This window comes from Priestia sp. AB (assembly GCF_028369225.1).
GTDB classification, from domain to species: domain Bacteria; phylum Bacillota; class Bacilli; order Bacillales; family Bacillaceae_H; genus Priestia; species Priestia megaterium.
Map to the genome: position 1 here is coordinate 1 of NZ_JAQMYN010000020.1, position 17,200 is coordinate 17,200.

The 17,200-nt window shown below is 38.7% G+C and carries 15 protein-coding genes; all 15 read right to left on the bottom strand.

Annotation, left to right across the window (positions count from 1 at the left end):
* Positions 1-234: 234 nt before the first annotated feature.
* Positions 235-1,719 (bottom strand): lysine--tRNA ligase, encoded by a 1,485-nt coding sequence (gene lysS, locus POF52_RS28125; protein ID WP_013054894.1) that lies wholly within the window; start codon positions 1,717-1,719, stop codon positions 235-237.
* 272 nt (positions 1,720-1,991) lie between these two features.
* Entirely contained in the window at positions 1,992-2,537 is a 546-nt protein-coding gene (gene folK / locus POF52_RS28130; protein WP_271997069.1) for a 2-amino-4-hydroxy-6-hydroxymethyldihydropteridine diphosphokinase, read from the bottom strand.
* Positions 2,538-2,897 (bottom strand): dihydroneopterin aldolase, encoded by a 360-nt coding sequence (folB, locus tag POF52_RS28135; protein ID WP_013054892.1) that lies wholly within the window; start codon positions 2,895-2,897, stop codon positions 2,538-2,540. It abuts the gene before it with no gap.
* 21 nt (positions 2,898-2,918) lie between these two features.
* Positions 2,919-3,782 carry an aminodeoxychorismate lyase gene (pabC, locus tag POF52_RS28140; protein ID WP_271997072.1) on the bottom strand — a complete coding sequence of 288 codons (864 nt, stop codon included), beginning with the start codon at positions 3,780-3,782 and terminating at the stop codon, positions 2,919-2,921.
* Positions 3,783-3,786: 4 nt separating this feature from the next.
* Positions 3,787-4,368: an aminodeoxychorismate/anthranilate synthase component II gene (gene pabA, locus POF52_RS28145; protein ID WP_271997075.1), complete on the bottom strand. Its 582-nt coding sequence runs from the start codon at positions 4,366-4,368 to the stop codon at positions 3,787-3,789.
* A gap of 2 nt (positions 4,369-4,370) precedes the next feature.
* Positions 4,371-5,786, bottom strand: a complete 1,416-nt coding sequence (gene pabB, locus POF52_RS28150) for an aminodeoxychorismate synthase component I (RefSeq protein ID WP_271997077.1) — start codon at positions 5,784-5,786, stop codon at positions 4,371-4,373.
* A 97-nt stretch (positions 5,787-5,883) separates the two neighbouring features.
* Positions 5,884-6,822, bottom strand: coding sequence for a cysteine synthase A (gene cysK, locus POF52_RS28155; RefSeq protein ID WP_013054888.1), 939 nt, complete (start codon positions 6,820-6,822; stop codon positions 5,884-5,886).
* Positions 6,823-7,023: 201 nt separating this feature from the next.
* The gene (gene hslO, locus POF52_RS28160) at positions 7,024-7,902 is read right to left on the bottom strand and encodes an Hsp33 family molecular chaperone HslO (RefSeq protein ID WP_013054887.1); all 879 of its coding nucleotides are present in this window, start codon (positions 7,900-7,902) and stop codon (positions 7,024-7,026) included.
* Positions 7,903-7,914: 12 nt separating this feature from the next.
* Entirely contained in the window at positions 7,915-8,682 is a 768-nt protein-coding gene (locus tag POF52_RS28165) for a type III pantothenate kinase (protein ID WP_013054886.1), read from the bottom strand.
* 217 nt (positions 8,683-8,899) lie between these two features.
* A complete protein-coding gene (gene ftsH / locus POF52_RS28170) occupies positions 8,900-10,810 on the bottom strand; it encodes an ATP-dependent zinc metalloprotease FtsH (protein ID WP_013054885.1) in 1,911 nt (636 codons plus the stop codon).
* Positions 10,811-10,903: 93 nt separating this feature from the next.
* On the bottom strand, positions 10,904-11,443 hold the full coding sequence (hpt, locus tag POF52_RS28175; RefSeq protein WP_013054884.1) for a hypoxanthine phosphoribosyltransferase: 540 nt from the start codon (positions 11,441-11,443) through the stop codon (positions 10,904-10,906).
* Between the two features lie 27 nt (positions 11,444-11,470).
* Positions 11,471-12,847: a tRNA lysidine(34) synthetase TilS gene (gene tilS, locus POF52_RS28180; protein WP_271997084.1), complete on the bottom strand. Its 1,377-nt coding sequence runs from the start codon at positions 12,845-12,847 to the stop codon at positions 11,471-11,473.
* Positions 12,848-12,943: 96 nt separating this feature from the next.
* On the bottom strand, positions 12,944-13,909 hold the full coding sequence (locus tag POF52_RS28185; RefSeq protein WP_034654932.1) for a protein kinase domain-containing protein: 966 nt from the start codon (positions 13,907-13,909) through the stop codon (positions 12,944-12,946).
* Entirely contained in the window at positions 13,878-14,621 is a 744-nt protein-coding gene (locus POF52_RS28190; protein ID WP_334314421.1) for a VWA domain-containing protein, read from the bottom strand. The genes POF52_RS28185 and POF52_RS28190 overlap by 32 nt, the downstream gene beginning before the upstream one ends.
* Positions 14,622-14,690: 69 nt before the next feature.
* Positions 14,691-17,168, bottom strand: a complete 2,478-nt coding sequence (spoIIE, locus tag POF52_RS28195) for a stage II sporulation protein E (protein WP_271997088.1) — start codon at positions 17,166-17,168, stop codon at positions 14,691-14,693.
* Positions 17,169-17,200 lie beyond the last annotated feature (32 nt).

Consider the following 17,200-nt stretch of genomic DNA (forward strand, 5'->3'; position numbering starts at 1 on the left):
GTCGCTTTGTTCAGTTTTCAAAGTTCAACCGCCGCTCTTAAGCGACTTTACTATCTTATCAAGTTATTAACGTAATGTCAACAACTTTTTTATTTCTTTTTGTTGTTTTCGCTTGTCTGCGTTAGCAACAGATATAAATATACCAAATCAATTTCATAAAAACAAGAGGTGAATTAAAAGTTTAAATTTTCTAATATTATTAACTAAAAAAAGATGGCCGTAGCCATCTCTTTTTTAGCGTTGACGCATATGTGGGAATAATAGTACATCACGGATTGACGGTGCATTTGTTAGTAACATAACAAGGCGGTCAATACCGATTCCTAGACCACCTGTAGGTGGCATACCATATTCTAATGCCTCAATGAAGTCATCATCCATCTCATGTGCTTCATCGTTTCCTTGTTCTTTCTCTTTCAACTGAGCTTCAAAGCGCTCACGTTGGTCAATTGGATCATTTAGCTCTGTAAATGCGTTCGCGTGTTCACGCGCAACGATAAACAGCTCAAAACGGTCAGTAAAACGCGGATCTTCCGCATTTTTCTTAGCCAATGGAGAGATTTCTACAGGATGTCCGTAAATGAACGTTGGTTGAATTAACTGCTCTTCTACTTTTTGTTCAAAGAATTCATTTACAATATGTCCATATTGCATATGTTCAGTGATTTCTACCCCGTGTTCTTTTGCTAAAGCACGAGCTTCTTCAACAGATGTTTCTCCCCAGAAGTCTACGCCCGTATATTGTTTAATAGCATCGACCATATGAAGTCTTGTCCACTCTGGAGTTAAATCCACCTCTTGATCGCCATACTGAATCTTTGTTGTGCCAAGTACTTCTTGCGCAATGTGTGCAATTAAGTTCTCTGTTAAAGCCATGATATCTTTGTAGTCCGCATACGCTTCGTACAATTCGATCATTGTAAATTCAGGATTGTGACGTGTAGATACACCTTCATTACGGAATACACGGCCAATTTCATATACTTTTTCTAATCCACCTACGATTAAACGTTTTAAATGAAGTTCAATCGCAATACGCATATAAAGTTCCATATCAAGCGCGTTGTGGTGTGTCACAAACGGACGAGCTGCTGCTCCACCGGCGATTGAATGCATCATCGGTGTTTCAACTTCTAAATATCCATGATTATCTAAGTAACGGCGCATCGATTGAATAATACGGCTTCTTGAGATGAATGTTTGTTTACTTTCTGGATTTGTAATTAAATCTAAGTAACGTTGACGGTAGCGCTGTTCAATATCTTTTAAACCATGATATTTATCTGGAAGTGGACGAAGCGCTTTTGTTAGTAACGTAAAATCTTTTACTTTAATAGAAAGTTCGCCAACTTTTGTTTTGAATAAAACACCTTCAACCCCTACCAAGTCACCGATATCTACGCTGCTGAAGATTTCGTACTGTTCTTCGCCAATTGCATCTTTACGTACATAAAGCTGAATTTGTCCTGTTAAATCTTGAACGTGAGCGAAACCTGCTTTTCCTTTTCCACGCTTTGTCATAATACGACCAGCTAGTGACACAGGTACTTCATTTTCTTCTAACTGTTCTTTTGTTAACTCGTCATACTCACTAATTAATTGCTGTGATGTATGTGTACGTTCAAAACGTTGACCAAACGGATCAATACCTTGATCTCGTAGGTTGCTCATTTTTTCGCGACGAACGAGAAATTGATCATTTAATTCTTCATGACTCATCGTTTACTCATCTCCATCGTATAATTAAGTTTTCCGAAACAGAAAAAAGGCCAGCATGTTTACTGGCAACTACTACGTTTCTTTAAAATTATTATAGGTTCAGTCGTTTCTCTATGTCAAATCGCTTTATTCTTGCTTCGCTTCTCTTTTTCTTCGATTTCTCTAACAAGCTACTGAATAAACCAACAACCTGCGAACCCAAACCTCAAAGTTTTCACTATGAACTCTACTTTACGCCAATATAAAAATGAATCAACTAATAAGATTCATTTTCACTTATGTAAATCATTACGATTATTTTCGAACATATCTAGTATACCCGTTGTTTGCTCTCGAAATAATTTTACATCTTTTAAATCTGATAAACGTGTTGTGATGGTTTCAACTTTTTCTTCTGCTACAGGGAGAATAAGAGATGGACCTAGTTCGTTTAGAGGAACCATCACAAACGCTCGTTCAAACATTCGGGGATGAGGGACGCTCAGTCTATCCGTATGAATGATTTCATTACTATAAAGTAAGATATCTAAATCAAGGGTTCTAGGTCCCCATACAATCTCTCTTTTTCGGCCTGCCGTTTGTTCAATGGCTTGCAAACAATCTAAAAGGTGCTCTGACGAATACGTTGTTTGTATTTTTACTACCATGTTTAAAAAGCTTGCTTGATTCGTATACCCGACCGGGGCCGTTTCATAAACAGATGAAACAGCCACTACCTTAATCTCAGAGTGTTTCATCAAGCCAGTAACTCCTGACTTCAAATGTTCCATTCGATTTTCAATATTTGATCCTAATGCAATATATACTTCTGTTGTCATTCAACGGCTCCTTTTAATTTCAATAGCTACCGATTGATAATAACCGGGAATTGGCGGATCCGGCTTATATACCTTTACTGTACAAGCCTGCACGAGTTCGTAATTAGCAAGCAATTCAGATGCAATCGTTTCAGCCACCGTTTCAACTAACTTGAACGTGCGCTTCTCTACAACTTCCTGGCATGTTTGGTATAAATCTGCATAGCTCACCGAGTATTCTAAATTGTCCGTAGTACCAGCTTGCTTTAAATCCAGTTCCACAGCTAAATCCACGTGAAAACGCTGCCCTAATTTATTTTCTTCTGGAAATACGCCATGATAGCCATAGAAACGCATATCATTCACATAAATTTTATCCATCTTTAGTCTCTCCTTTCGCTTTTATACATGTAGCTCGTGTCGACTCATTAGCGACATCGTGTAAGAGCGATACTCTTTTTGCAACTGAGCTGTCAGCGTATGGTCTCCTACTGAAAACTGCTTATCCTTTATACTTCGAAGAGGTACGATTTCTTGAATAGAATTTGTAACGAAAGCTTCATCCCCCTCCAAGAGCTGTTCCACCGTAAATAAGCCTTCTACAACTTCTATGTTTTTCTTTTTTAAAAGCGTAAAAATAAACTGTCTCGTAATTCCATTTAAGATACCTGTTTCAAGAGACGGCGTATATACGCAATCACCTTTTACAAAAAATAAATTGGACACAATGCCTTCGGCTAAGAACCCTTCTTTTGTTAAAAAGATACCCTCTTTATTTAAGTCTGAACCAACTTCTCGCTTAGCTAGTACATTATTTAAATAATGATGAGACTTTAACCTCATGGTTCCTTCAGGCGTATTTCGTTTCGTCTCAAGAATAAGCCCCTCTTTTACAAGGGGGCTCGATGGATGAGGCATTGATTTCATATATACGATTGTAGATGGCTTGTCGTATTCTTCCACCTGCAAGCCAATTCCGCCATTTCCTGCTGAGACATTTAATCGAACATACGCATTTCTCTCATTGTTTTTCATTAACAGACTATTAATGATTCCCAACACGTCCTGTGTAGAGTAGTCCCATACAATATTTAATTCACGTAAGCTGCTATGCAGTCGATCCAGATGGTCTTCCACTAAAAATGGATGACCTTCATAAACTCGTAACGTTTCAAACAGCCCTAGGCCATACATATATCCGTGATCAAACGGAGAAATAGTGGCTTCAGACGCAGGCTTTACTTCGCCATTTACGTATATATACATATCATTACACTCGCTTTTTTTCGTAAGTTTCAATAAAATTCTTCAGCATTTCTTTACCGTAAGAAGTCATGATAGATTCAGGATGGAACTGTACTCCTTCAATAGGTAATGATTTATGGCGAATCGCCATAATTTCATCTTCTGCTGTCCACGCTGAAATTTCAAAGCAATCCGGCAGTGAACTTTTTTCTACAATCAAAGAATGATATCGCGTTGCCGTGAATGGATTATCAAGACCTTTAAAGATAGTATGGCCATCATGATGCATTTCAGATGTTTTACCGTGCATTAATTTATCCGCACGAATCACATTCCCTCCAAAAGCTTGCCCAATCGACTGATGCCCTAAGCATACGCCGAATATTGGAATCTTACCTGCAAAATACTCGATGGCTTCTAGACTGATTCCCGCTTCGTTAGGACTGCATGGTCCCGGGGAGATCATCAAGAAATCTGGATTTAGCACTTCAATTTCAGAAAGTGTAATTTCATCATTTCTTTTTACAAGAAGCTCATGCCCTAGCTCACCTAAATACTGTACTAAATTAAACGTAAAAGAATCATAATTATCAATCATTAATATCATCTTTACTCACCCTCACTCAGCTCATTTTCGCTCTGCTCTTTTGCTTTCCATAGTGCAATTGCTTTTTTCAGTGATTCTTTGTATTCGTGTTTCGGATTTGAATCAATCACAACACCCGCACCAGCCTGCACATAAGCTTGGCCGTCTTGAATAATCATAGTGCGAATCGCAATATTTAATTCCATATCTCCATTAAACCCAATCCAACCAATCGATCCTGTATAAATTCCTCGTCGAACTGGTTCAAGTTCTTCAATGATTTCCATTGTACGAACTTTAGGTGCTCCAGTAATCGTTCCTCCAGGAAAAACCGCATCTACGATATCTACAAAATCTTTGTTGCGCGCGAGCTTGCCTTTTACATTAGACACAATATGCATGACATGTGAATATTTTTCAATAACCATAAACTCGTCAACATGCACAGTACCATATTCGCTTACTCTACCAAGATCATTACGCTCCAAGTCAACAAGCATCACATGCTCTGCACGCTCTTTTTCGTTATGAATAAGCTCATCCGCTAACTGTTGGTCTTCTTGATCACCCTTACCGCGGGAGCGTGTTCCCGCAATCGGTCTCGTACTGATTTCATCACCGGCTTTTTTCACTAATAGTTCTGGTGAACAGCTCACAATGTGAAATTCTTCTGTCTGCATATAAGACATGTAAGGAGACGGGTTAATTTTTCGTACCTGTTCGTAGATATGCATAGGATGAGTTTGAAGCTGTTGAGACTGTCGAACAGATAAGTTCACTTGAAACACATCGCCTTGCCCGATATACTCATGTACGCGAGTTGTGGCATCTGAAAAAGCAGCTTCAGACATCGAAACCTCACTCTTTTCGGCAACACGATGAATCCGCTCATATAAGAGCCCTTCATCACTTGCCTCCATCCAGTCCTTTTTGTATTGATCAATACGCTTATGTGCCTGCTCTTTACAATCTGCTTCGTCATTAACGATAATCCAGAGCTTTTCCTTTTCTTGGTCGTATACAAATACGTCATCGAAAATAAGGAAATAAATGTCCGGCGTTTTCAATGAATCTTCAGCAAGGTCAGGTATGGTTTCTACATAGCGGATATAATCATAGCTAATAAAGCCAATTGCTCCACTTTGAAAAGGAGGAAGATCTGGATTCACCTCTGCTTCAAACTTCTTCATCCAGTCTCGCATAAGATGAAGCGGATTACCTTTTTGAACAGTAGTTTGGTCATCCGTTTTGATATGAAGCTCGTTTTGTTCGCCTCGCAAAATGGCTACAGGTTTTAATCCCATCATTTGAAACTTTCCGCCTCGACCGCTTTCAAGCAGGATATGATTCGGTTCCTCTTTTGACAACTCTTGATATTTTTTGAACCATTGGTTTTTAGAGATAGAAATAGATTCGCCCCAAGTCATTCTTTGCTGCATTTGTTCACTCTCCTAAAAATAAATCACCTGCTTTCATTTTACATGATTCTTAGATGAAAAAAAACAGCTTCATATAGAAGCTGTTTTTTTATCGTTTTTATGCTTGTGTTTGTTCCTCGAATTGGAACAATGGAGTACTTAGGTAACGCTCACCGTTACTTGGAATAATCGCTAACACTTTTTTACCTTTTCCAAGCTGTTTTGCAGCTTTTAACGCAGCATAAATCGCAGCCCCAGAAGAGATACCTACTAGTACACCTTCTGTTTTTGCTACTTTACGGGCATATTCAAAAGCTTGATCGTTTTGAACAGCGACAACTTCGTCATATACTTCCGTGTTAAGCGTATCGGGAACAAAGTTTGCACCAATTCCTTGAATTTTATGAGGTCCTGGTTGACCACCGCTTAAAATCGGAGAATCAGCTGGCTCTACCGCATAAATTTTGATATTTGGATACTTTTCTTTTAACACTTCACCAGCACCTGTAATAGTACCGCCAGTACCGATACCTGCCACAAATCCATCTAGCTGATCGCCAAACTGCTCGATAATTTCTTTAGCCGTTGTTTGACGGTGCACTTCTGGGTTCGCCTCGTTTTGGAACTGCTGAGGAATAAAGTAGCCGTGCTCTTTTGCAAGCTCAGTTGCTTTATTAACCGCCCCTTTCATTCCTTCTGGACCTGGTGTTAACACTAACTCTGCACCGTATGCACGAAGCAGATTACGACGCTCAATACTCATCGTTTCAGGCATTGTTAAAATAGCACGGTATCCTTTTGCTGCAGCTACCATTGCTAAGCCAATTCCTGTGTTACCACTTGTTGGTTCAATGATTGTGTCGCCAGGTTTTAACACACCTTTTGCTTCCGCATCTTCAATCATCGCTAATGCGATACGATCTTTTACGCTGCTTCCCGGGTTCATAAATTCTAATTTTAAATATACATCCGCCATATCTTCTTCAACTAGACGGTTTAGTTTTACGATTGGTGTTTGACCAATTAACTCTGTAATTGAATTTGCAATACGTGCCATATGACCACTCCTAATACCAACTAATTTTATTGATTTTGTATACAATTTATCAGATGTTTTCTAAATTGTCAATCATTTTGTCTTTCCATTTACCTAATTTTGTTATATTTTTAGATCAATATATACAGAAATAGAACTTAATATCTATAAAAAAAGGCGCTCATTTATAAAATGACGCCTTTTAAGAATCTTTTATTTCATTTAAATTGCTTGTTCTTTCATTTCTTCAAGCTGCTTTTTATCAAAACGATAGGTCTCATTACAGAAATGACACTGGGCTTCAGCTTGGCCGTCTTCCTCAATCATCGATTGAATCTCTTCTTGTCCTAAGCTGATAATAGCATTGGCAATTCTTTCTTCTGAGCACTGACATTTGAACTCTACAGGCATTGTCTCCAGAAACTTCACATTTTCTTTTCCAAGAACTTCTTCTAAGATTTCCTCAGGAGAAAGACCTTTTTGAATCAGTTTTGAAATTGGTTCAATCGTCTGTAATCGTTGTTCAATAGCTGTAATCGTTTTATCATCTGTTCCCGGCAGAAGCTGAATGATAAATCCGCCCGCAGCCAAGATCGTGTTATCAGGGTTAACAAGTACACCTACACCTACTGAAGATGGGACTTGTTCAGATGTCACAAAATAATACGTGAAATCCTCTCCTAATTCTCCCGATACAATAGGTACTTGTCCGTTAAATTGATCACGCATTCCGATATCTTTTACGACACTTAGCGTGCCATCTGTACCTACAGCACGTGCTACATCTAATTTCCCATGCTGATTTAAATCGAAGTGCGTTTGTGGATTCGTTACATATCCACGCACTTCCCCTTTAGCATTGCTGTCTACTAAAATAACGCCAATTGGGCCGCGGCCTTCAATTTTAATTGTTAGCTTTTGCTCACCCTTTAGCATAGCCCCCATCATGACTCCCGCAGTCATTGAACGCCCCAATGCTGCAGAGGCTGTAGGCCATGTATAGTGACGGCGCTGCGCTTCTCCAACTGTATCCGTTGTTTTTACTGCATAAGCGCGAACTTGACTATTGTAAGCTAATGCTTTTACTAAATAGTCACCCATAATATACACCTCTTACTCCATATTTTTTGTATAAATTATTTGCAATCCTTTTAAAGTCAAAAATGGATCCACAATATCAATAATATCCGACTCTTTAGCAATCAATGTTGCGAGTCCTCCAGTAGCAATAACTTTAGGATTTACTGTTGCTTGCTCTTTCATTCTTGCTACAATTCCTTCTACTTGTCCAACGTATCCATATAAAATACCTGCTTGCATCGCAGATACTGTATTTTTTCCCACAATGCTATTTGGTCGCGCAATTTCAATTCGCGGAAGCTTAGATGCTCTTGAATAAAGAGCTTCTGTCGAAATATTAATACCAGGGGCAATCGCGCCACCCATATATTGCTTATTTTCATCAATATAGCAATATGTGGTTGCGGTACCAAAATCAACGATAATTAAAGGGCTTCCGTATAGCTGAATTCCAGCAACAGCATTTACAATACGGTCTGCTCCCACTTCACGCGGATTTTCATATTTAATATTTAAACCCGTCTTAATTCCAGGACCAACAACAAGCGGCTTTAAATGAAAATACTTTTGACACATTCTCTCCAATGCAAACATAATAGGAGGAACAACAGAGGAAATAATAATACCATGAATATCTTTAAAAGATAAACTAACGTGCTCAAGCAAGGCTTTGATTGTCATGCCATACTCGTCTTCTGTTTTATTACGGCTTGTTTCTACACGCCAGTGATACTTCAATTCATCTCCATCGTATACACCTAATACCGTATTCGTATTTCCAACATCTAATACAAAAATCATTTCAATCACCACTTTATATAAATTCAGTATTCACACTGAAACCATCATACCATAACTGGTAAATAGACGTGTATATTCTAGATAAAATAGGAATATAATGACACGATTCTCTAGAGGATATCCTACTTATCCACCATATATACGAAAATCTTTTACCAAACCTAACTTTTGCCCATTAAAAAATCAGTGGAGAATATCTCCACTGATCTTTATTGTCTTATGCTTTTGGCTCTTCATCGTCTGTCTTTGTTTGGATGTTTACTTTAACATCTTCATCTGTTACGTGACTAGAACGGTCTGGAAGAGTTCCATGATCTACTAAGTGGTTGATTTGCTCAGCGTCTAACGTTTCTACTTCTAACAATGTTTGAGCTACAAGCTCTAACTTGTCACGGTTTTCCGTTAAGATCTGCTTCGCACGCTCATAGCTTTCTTTAATGAAACGTTGGATTTCATTATCAATTTCATGAGCAATCGCATCACTGTAGTTTTGTTCACTGTGTAAATCACGACCTAAGAATACTTGGCCTTGTTGTGATTGACCGAATTGCATTGGTCCTAACTTTTCACTCATACCGTATTCTGTTACCATTTTACGAGCGATGCTTGTTGCACGCTGGAAGTCATTATGAGCACCTGTACTCACTTCGCCGAAAATAATTTCCTCAGCTACGCGACCACCAAGCAATCCAACAATCTTATCCAGCAGCTCTGGCTTCGTCATAAAGTAGCGATCTTCTTTTGGTAACATAACAGCATATCCACCAGCTTGCCCACGTGGAACAATGGTTACTTTATGTACCATATCAGCTTCGTCTAATACGACACCGATAATTGTATGTCCTGCTTCATGATAAGCAACAATATTGCGTTCTTTTTTAGAAATAACTCGACTTTTCTTAGCTGGACCTGCAATTACGCGGTCTGTTGCTTCGTCAATGTCAACCATTTCAATTTTCTTTTTGTCCTGTCTAGCAGCTACTAAGGCAGCTTCGTTTAACAAGTTTTCGAGATCTGCACCTGAGAAACCTGGCGTACGCATAGCAATTGCTTTTAAGTTTACTGATTCATCTAAAGGCTTATTGCGAGCATGTACTTTAAGCACTGCTTCACGGCCATTTACATCTGGACGATCTACCGTAATTTGACGGTCGAAGCGGCCTGGACGTAATAACGCTGGATCTAAGATATCCGGGCGGTTTGTTGCTGCAATGATAATGATACCTTCGTTAGCACCAAAACCATCCATCTCAACAAGCAATTGGTTCAATGTTTGTTCACGCTCATCGTGTCCGCCACCAAGACCTGCGCCACGTTGACGACCTACAGCATCGATTTCATCAATAAAGATAATACATGGAGCATTCTTCTTCGCATTTTCGAATAAATCACGAACACGAGAAGCACCGACCCCAACAAACATTTCAACAAAGTCTGAACCACTGATAGAGAAGAAAGGAACGCCTGCTTCGCCAGCAACAGCTCTTGCTAATAATGTTTTACCAGTACCAGGAGGCCCCACAAGTAAGACACCCTTCGGAATTCTTGCACCTAGCTCTGCGAATTTACGAGGATCTTTTAAGAACTCAACAACTTCCACAAGTTCTTGTTTTTCTTCGTCTGCACCAGCTACGTCTTTAAATTTAACCTTCTTCTTTTCTTCGCTGTAAAGCTTAGCCTTACTTTTACCGAAGTTCATAACGCGGCTTCCGCCACCTTGAGCTTGGTTCAGTAAGAAGAAAAATAGGATGAAAATAATAACAAACGGAATGATTGACGTAAAGAACGTTACCCAGCCGCTTGTTTCATCAGCAGGTTTAAAATCAACTTCTACTTGATTATTTTCTGAAGCAGCGTCAATACGATCAAGTGCTTTGTCACCATCTACGATGTAAGTTTGGAACGTTTGATCCTTTTTATAAGAATCTAACTTCCCTTGCACAACATACACGCCTCTTTCAGGCTTCATAGAGAGTGATTTCACATCACCTTTGTCTAAGTGTTGAACAAATGTATCGTATCTCATTGGTTCTGCTTTTTGATTAGAGCCACTAAAGAAGCTTACCACGCCAATAATGACTAAAAATATAAGTAAATAAAAGATGGTATTACGGAAGATCCGATTCATTTCTTACCTCCTCCCACGATAAACAAATACTGTATTCAATACTAACATAGAACATTTATCCTATCCAATAAATTGCACTTGGATATGTGCTTATTAATTGCTGTATACTTGCGGTTTAAGAACCCCAATATACGGCAGGTTACGATATTTTTCTTGATAATCTAATCCATACCCTACTACGAATGCATCAGGTACTTCAAATCCAACGTAATCTGCTTTAATAGATGCTTTACGACCTGTTGGTTTGTCTAAGAGTGTGACAATCTTAATTGACTTAGCTTTACGGTACTTGAATAACTCTACAAGATAGCTAAGCGTTAAGCCGCTGTCGATAATATCCTCTAAGATAAGAATATCTCGACCTTCAACTGATGTATCTAAATCTTTTAGGATTTTTACTTCACCAGAAGAAACCATCGCATTGCCATAACTTGATACATCCATAAAATCCATTTCTAAATATGTATCAACACGCTTAATTAGATCAGACATAAAAGGCATAGCGCCTTTTAATACACCGATTACCAAAGGAAAACGGTCAGCGTATTCCTCAGATAATAGTTTACCCAATTCTTTTACTTTCTGTTGTATTTCTTCTTCTGAAATCAAAATTTCTTGAATATCCTGCTTCATTCCTTACTTGCCTCCTAGAAGTTTTCGCTACTTATAGTATAAAATAACATATCTGGACTTATGTGTATGCAGTTCATAAGCAGATTTTTTCAAACCAGGTAGCCACAAAATAGTTCCTTGGCTATCTTCCACTACCGGCCAATGATCTCTGAAGTGTAAAGGGATTTTTTCATCGATAAAAATATCCTTTACTTTTTTATGTCCCTTCATGCCCTTTACTCGCATTTTATCGCCATTTTTTCGTGTCCTTACCTTTAATGATTGTAAATCGTGAGCTTCATCTAAAAGAAAAACATCGTTTCCTTTTATATCTTCGACTTTATTATGTATTTCACAAATAAGCTGGTGACCATTTGGAAGCTCGACGACCCCTGGAATCGGAACAATAAATTCATATGGCTCGATGTTCCCCTCATTAAAGGTGAAAAGACAGTCGTTGTAAGATCGGATAATACGTAAACCATTTGGAAAGTCAAGCGTCCCAGACGGTTTTTCACTTTCGCAAAATCCTACTAACATGTCAACATGCGCTGAGGAAAGGGTTGGAGGAATTTCTTTATAGAGATAGTTTAATATTAGTTGAATACCACGCCTTTGTAAAGGCTTGCGTATCCTTAGAAAACAATCTCTATCGATGAGAATTTCATTTTGCAATTTCTTTCTCATTACTTTATTCATCACATCGGTCGTTAATTCCTCTAAGTATGCTTGATCTTCATGCAAGTTCTCGCTAAATTGTTGAAATTTTTCATGTACAGCTGCGTTTTCTTGCTTTAAAAATGGCAAAACGTAATGACGAAACCGATTTCTCGTGTACGAGTCTTTCTCATTACTCGGATCAATCCGAGGGGTAAGCCCATGTAGCTTACAGTAGCGATTGATTTCTTCTTTCGTTACGGCTAGGAACGGCCTAATAATAAATCCATCCGCATATGGCCGCTTGGGCTGCATCCCTGCGTATCCATTCATCGTACTGCCTCGGACCATTCGCATTAATATCGTTTCAATCTGATCATCTCCGTGATGTCCTAATGCAAGAAAATTTGCTTTGTGCTTCTTCATAACATGAGTAAAAAATGTATAGCGGCATTCTCTGGCTGCTACTTGAGAAGATAACTTTCTTTCCTTCTGATAGGCAGTAACATCAATCTGCTTCGCCTCACATTTAATATTCAATTGTTTGCAGTAGTTCTGCACATATTCCATATCTTGCTGTGACTCTTCGCCCCGGAACATATGATCAACATGAGCAGCAATAATCGTGAGAGATTTTTGCTCTTTCAGACTCCATAAGAAATGCAGCAGTGCTAAAGAATCAGGACCACCAGAAATACCTACAACCACTGTAGAGCCTGCGGATAATAACTGATGTTTTGCCATAAAATTGTTCACTTGCTTTTCCATAGGAATGACTCATCCTTATAATGTACACGCAATAATGTATCATTAATTTACTTTATACGAATGACTATAAGGAAAGTTTCACAATTTCTCCAAACTTTATAGCACTTGAATAAATAGATACAAAATATAAATCAACATTACAGACGTACAAAGTAGTAGCGTCTCTAACACGTGAGAACGCTTCTTCTTTACTTTAACACGAGGGGCAGACGGTTGACGAACGTTTTGAGGCTTTGTTCCTTTACTTTTTGCCCCTCTTCTTTTTTCGACCGATAACACCTCTGTTTTCATTTCTTTAGCTGACTTATACTTTCCCGTAACCGCTTGATACAAAACGTCCCCGAAAGGTTCCAACTGCTTTGTTGTTAATATAAATTGTTTTAATTGTTCAGCCGGTTTGTCCGTTTTATTAATTCGCTTGCCATAAGCTGCGTGAATCAAAACCATAGATACAGCAAACAAATCATAGGTTGGTTCTGCTTTTCGGGAGCCAAGCCCCCAGTGAGCTCGATCATAAAAGTCGGTGAATTCTTTTATTGACCGCCCTTGCAGAGTTGTTCCTCCTACGTCAATCCATCGAACTTTTACGGGGTTAGATGTTACGACCAGGTTTTCTGGTTTTAAATCACCAAATACCCATCCTTCTTCATGAAGGTTTTCTAAGTCTGTTAAGAGCTGACTTGCAAATACTTGCAGCCATTCTGTCCCTCTTGTTGAGATAAAGGAAAGGAGAGGCTGCCCTTTCACATACTCCATTACATAGAAAGAAAGAGCATGAGAACCGTAGCTCCAATCATCTACATCAAGTAAGCGCGGTCCTAGCACTTTGTCTTTGACTTGAGAGAGCTTTTTTAACACATTCACTTCTGCTGTAACGGACATGTTGGAAAAGCTTATTTTTAACGCTGCTAGCGTTCCGTTTACTAATTGAACTAAATAGACAACTCCAGTTGCCCCCACGCCTAATTTCTCAAGAATTTTATAATGGACGTGATGCCATTTTCCTTGAATTTCTGTTCCCGGAGATAGGTTACATACCTGATTCTTCAATGTATTGTTCATTATTTTTTAACAACCCTCTCAATGAGCGCTTTTTGGTGAAATAATGAGTAGCCTCTTTGATAGCCGGCCCAGTAGGCGTAATACCTCCTGCTGTTAGTTTCGGAAAAATCGTTGAAAGCGACTCTAACCTTGGATTCCAGTCCATTAGCTTCTCTACGTCTTTCTTTTTCCCAGGAAATAAAAAGATTGAAAATTGATTATGCCCCATGCGAGCATTCAAGCTTAACGATAAATCTAACAGCGACTCCTTTACAGTAGGAAGCTTATTTTTCATACTTCCGCTCATGTCAACTAAAATAAGAATCTCTAAGTCAACCGTTTCCCCAAGTTCATCAACAACTTCCATGATTTCTCCTCGCTTCTCAGGAGATAACTCTTCTAATCTTGAATTAGAGGAACCTAGAATTTGCTGAAGTTCTTTATTTACAACGCCTTGAAGTGTTTGCGTCATTGCCTGCCTTGTAACCATTTGAACAGTTTGAGACAGCTGTTTTACGTAAACAATTTGACTCACGCCACCGCCTGACATGGCAATGCCTTCTATTTCATTCGTACTTTGCTCATCAATTGTGTCCTCTTCCATCACACCAATAACGTTTACACTAATCCCTTGTTCTTTAGCTAGTGCTGCCATTGCTACCGGATCTTCACCTGTATTCGAACCACCGTCCGTAATGACCAACATCTGTTTCAATGTACCTTTTTTCATAATAAAAATCCCCTCCTCATTATCAGTATTAACATGATAGACGAGGAGGAGATAAAATATACTTCTATCTAACTATTGTGCTTTTTTACGATAAGCGTAAGAAGGAATCGATGACCATTTCGGGGTATTGTGCTGAAGCTTTGCCACAATTACCGTCATATCATCTTCAATTAAACCTGATTTTGTTCGAATAACTTCTTCCATAATTAAGTCTGCAATTTCTTGTGGATCGTTTGTTTGAAGCTCGCCAATTTTTCGCTTCATCCACATTTCGTAGTTCTCAACGTGTTTTGGTCCTTCAAATACGCCATCACTCATCATAATTAATAAGTCTTCGGCCTTCATTTGTTCATTCACAACATCGACTTCAAATTCTTCAATAATGCCCATTGGCAAATTGCTTGCCTGTATTTTAATCACCTTATCTCCACGTTTGATGAAGCTTGGCGTAGAACCGATTTTCAAGAAGTTTACATTGGCATCTTGTAAGTCGATCATCGCTAAATCTAACGTAGAAAAGATCTCATCGTTTGTACGCAGCGATAAAATAGAGTTAATCGATTTAATTGCAATTGTCTCTTCTATTCCTGTTTGTAAAATTTGTTTTAACAGCTGAAGCGTTTCGCTGCTTTCATAGTGGGCACGCTCTCCATTCCCCATACCATCGCTAATAGCTAGTGCATACTTACCAGCGTTTAGCTCAATCATGGAGTAGCTGTCACCGGATACAAACCCTCCGCCTTTAGCAGCATGTGCTACGCCTGTATCAACAACGTACGCTTTTGTACAGCCAAACGAAACGTGGCAATAGCCTTGAGGATATTTAGCACATTCTTCGTTCTTTACTACAATACTTTCACCTAAAATATCTGTAAGCATTGGCGCAATAATCTTCTCGCATTCTCCTCTTCCGTGACAATATGGCACCCACATTTCAATATCTACATTTCCAGGTTCTAAGCTATAAATTTCAATTTGATTGATTTCCATCCCAAAGTTACGAAGAGCTTCTAAAATCTGTTCTTCTTGTACATTTAAATTTTCGCGCTCTCGCTTAATTTCTTTTGCAAAATTCCCCATGACTTCAGAAACACCGTGAAGCTGTTCTGCTACAATCCTTCTACTTTCTTGAATTTGGGCTTTTAAGTGCTGATTCGCTTTAAAATACGTAAGTTCATGCTCAATCACATCGATGACTTTTTTCGATTTCACACAATGTTTGTCCATTTCTCGAATTAGTCTTGGATTTTGTTCAAGAGTGCCATTATCAACTTCAAGCATAATTTCCTTCATATATTCATAGGTTGTATCAAACTGCTGTGCCCAACATTGTTCTTTTTTAAAACAAAATTGGCATGTCCTTTCGGTAACGCTGCTTAAGAAATAATCAACTTCTTTATCGGCGCTTGGCTTTTCATCATAAAACCCATTTTGCGTAAAGCTTTTGGAAAGTGCTTGAAAAACATTTGAGAACTGTTCTACGCGATTCGCTGTTACATCTCGGATCTTACGCACGTACTGCTGTTGTTCAAGCATGTTTTCAGATGTCCCTGGTACTAGTTTACTCAAGTTTTTCAAAACAAAAGATGGGGTTAATAAAAATAGGACAACAGCCGTCAGTGATTCATACAAATTAGTCGTCAATCCTTGATCAGCCTGAGCATATAGGCCAATTAACAATGAACCAACAACCAGCCCAAGAGCTGCCCCTAGCTTTTTACCGTCTTTTAAAAGTCCTCCAAGTAAGCCGGAAAAGGCGAGTAAACTCATTTCGTACAAACTAGAAACATTCGCGAAGCTTAAAATTAAACCGGTTACGACCCCTACCGTAGCTCCTATCGTGGGGCCAGATACAAACGCAAAAACTAATACTAAGTAACGAGATAATATATGTTCAGCCGAAAGCCCGTAAATCATCCACCCTATTGTCCCCGTCATAACAGATGCCAACAAAATAATTAGAGAAATCACTTCTTCTGTTTTTAATGATTGTTTTCGCTTTCGGTATGAAATTAAAGGCACGCTTTGTAAGAAAATCATGGTTAAGATAAAGCTCAACCCTGCTTCTACTGCCACAAATGTAAAATCATACATGGTGAATTCCTTGGTAAACACATAAAAAATAGTTAGTTTTGTAAGTAACATCGCGCTAAATACAGTGAACGGCAGCTTTTTTAACGGATCCATTGTCAATATGCCGCTAAATCGATGAATTAGTAAGAAAACAAATAGTGTAGCAAATACGGTACCTCCATTTTGAATGGAAACACTAAATGCCCCTGCCAATACGGCTAAACTTGCTAATGGTGCTTTTTCTTTCTTTATAGCCATTACAGCTGCAAAGAATGGCAAAGCAAATGGCATGATTTTCATTAAAATTAACGCTCGTCCTAATAAAAAACCTACGACTAGCAGCAACAATCCCCATTGAAATAACACCTTTTCCGTTTTCATACCCGCCTTTGTAAACACACGGGACATTTCTAATCTAGTTCGGTTAAATACCGCCTCTGTTGTTGGACTTGCAAAATCTCTTTCCGTCTTTTGCATTCTCCCACCACCCGCTAATTATACTTATTCAT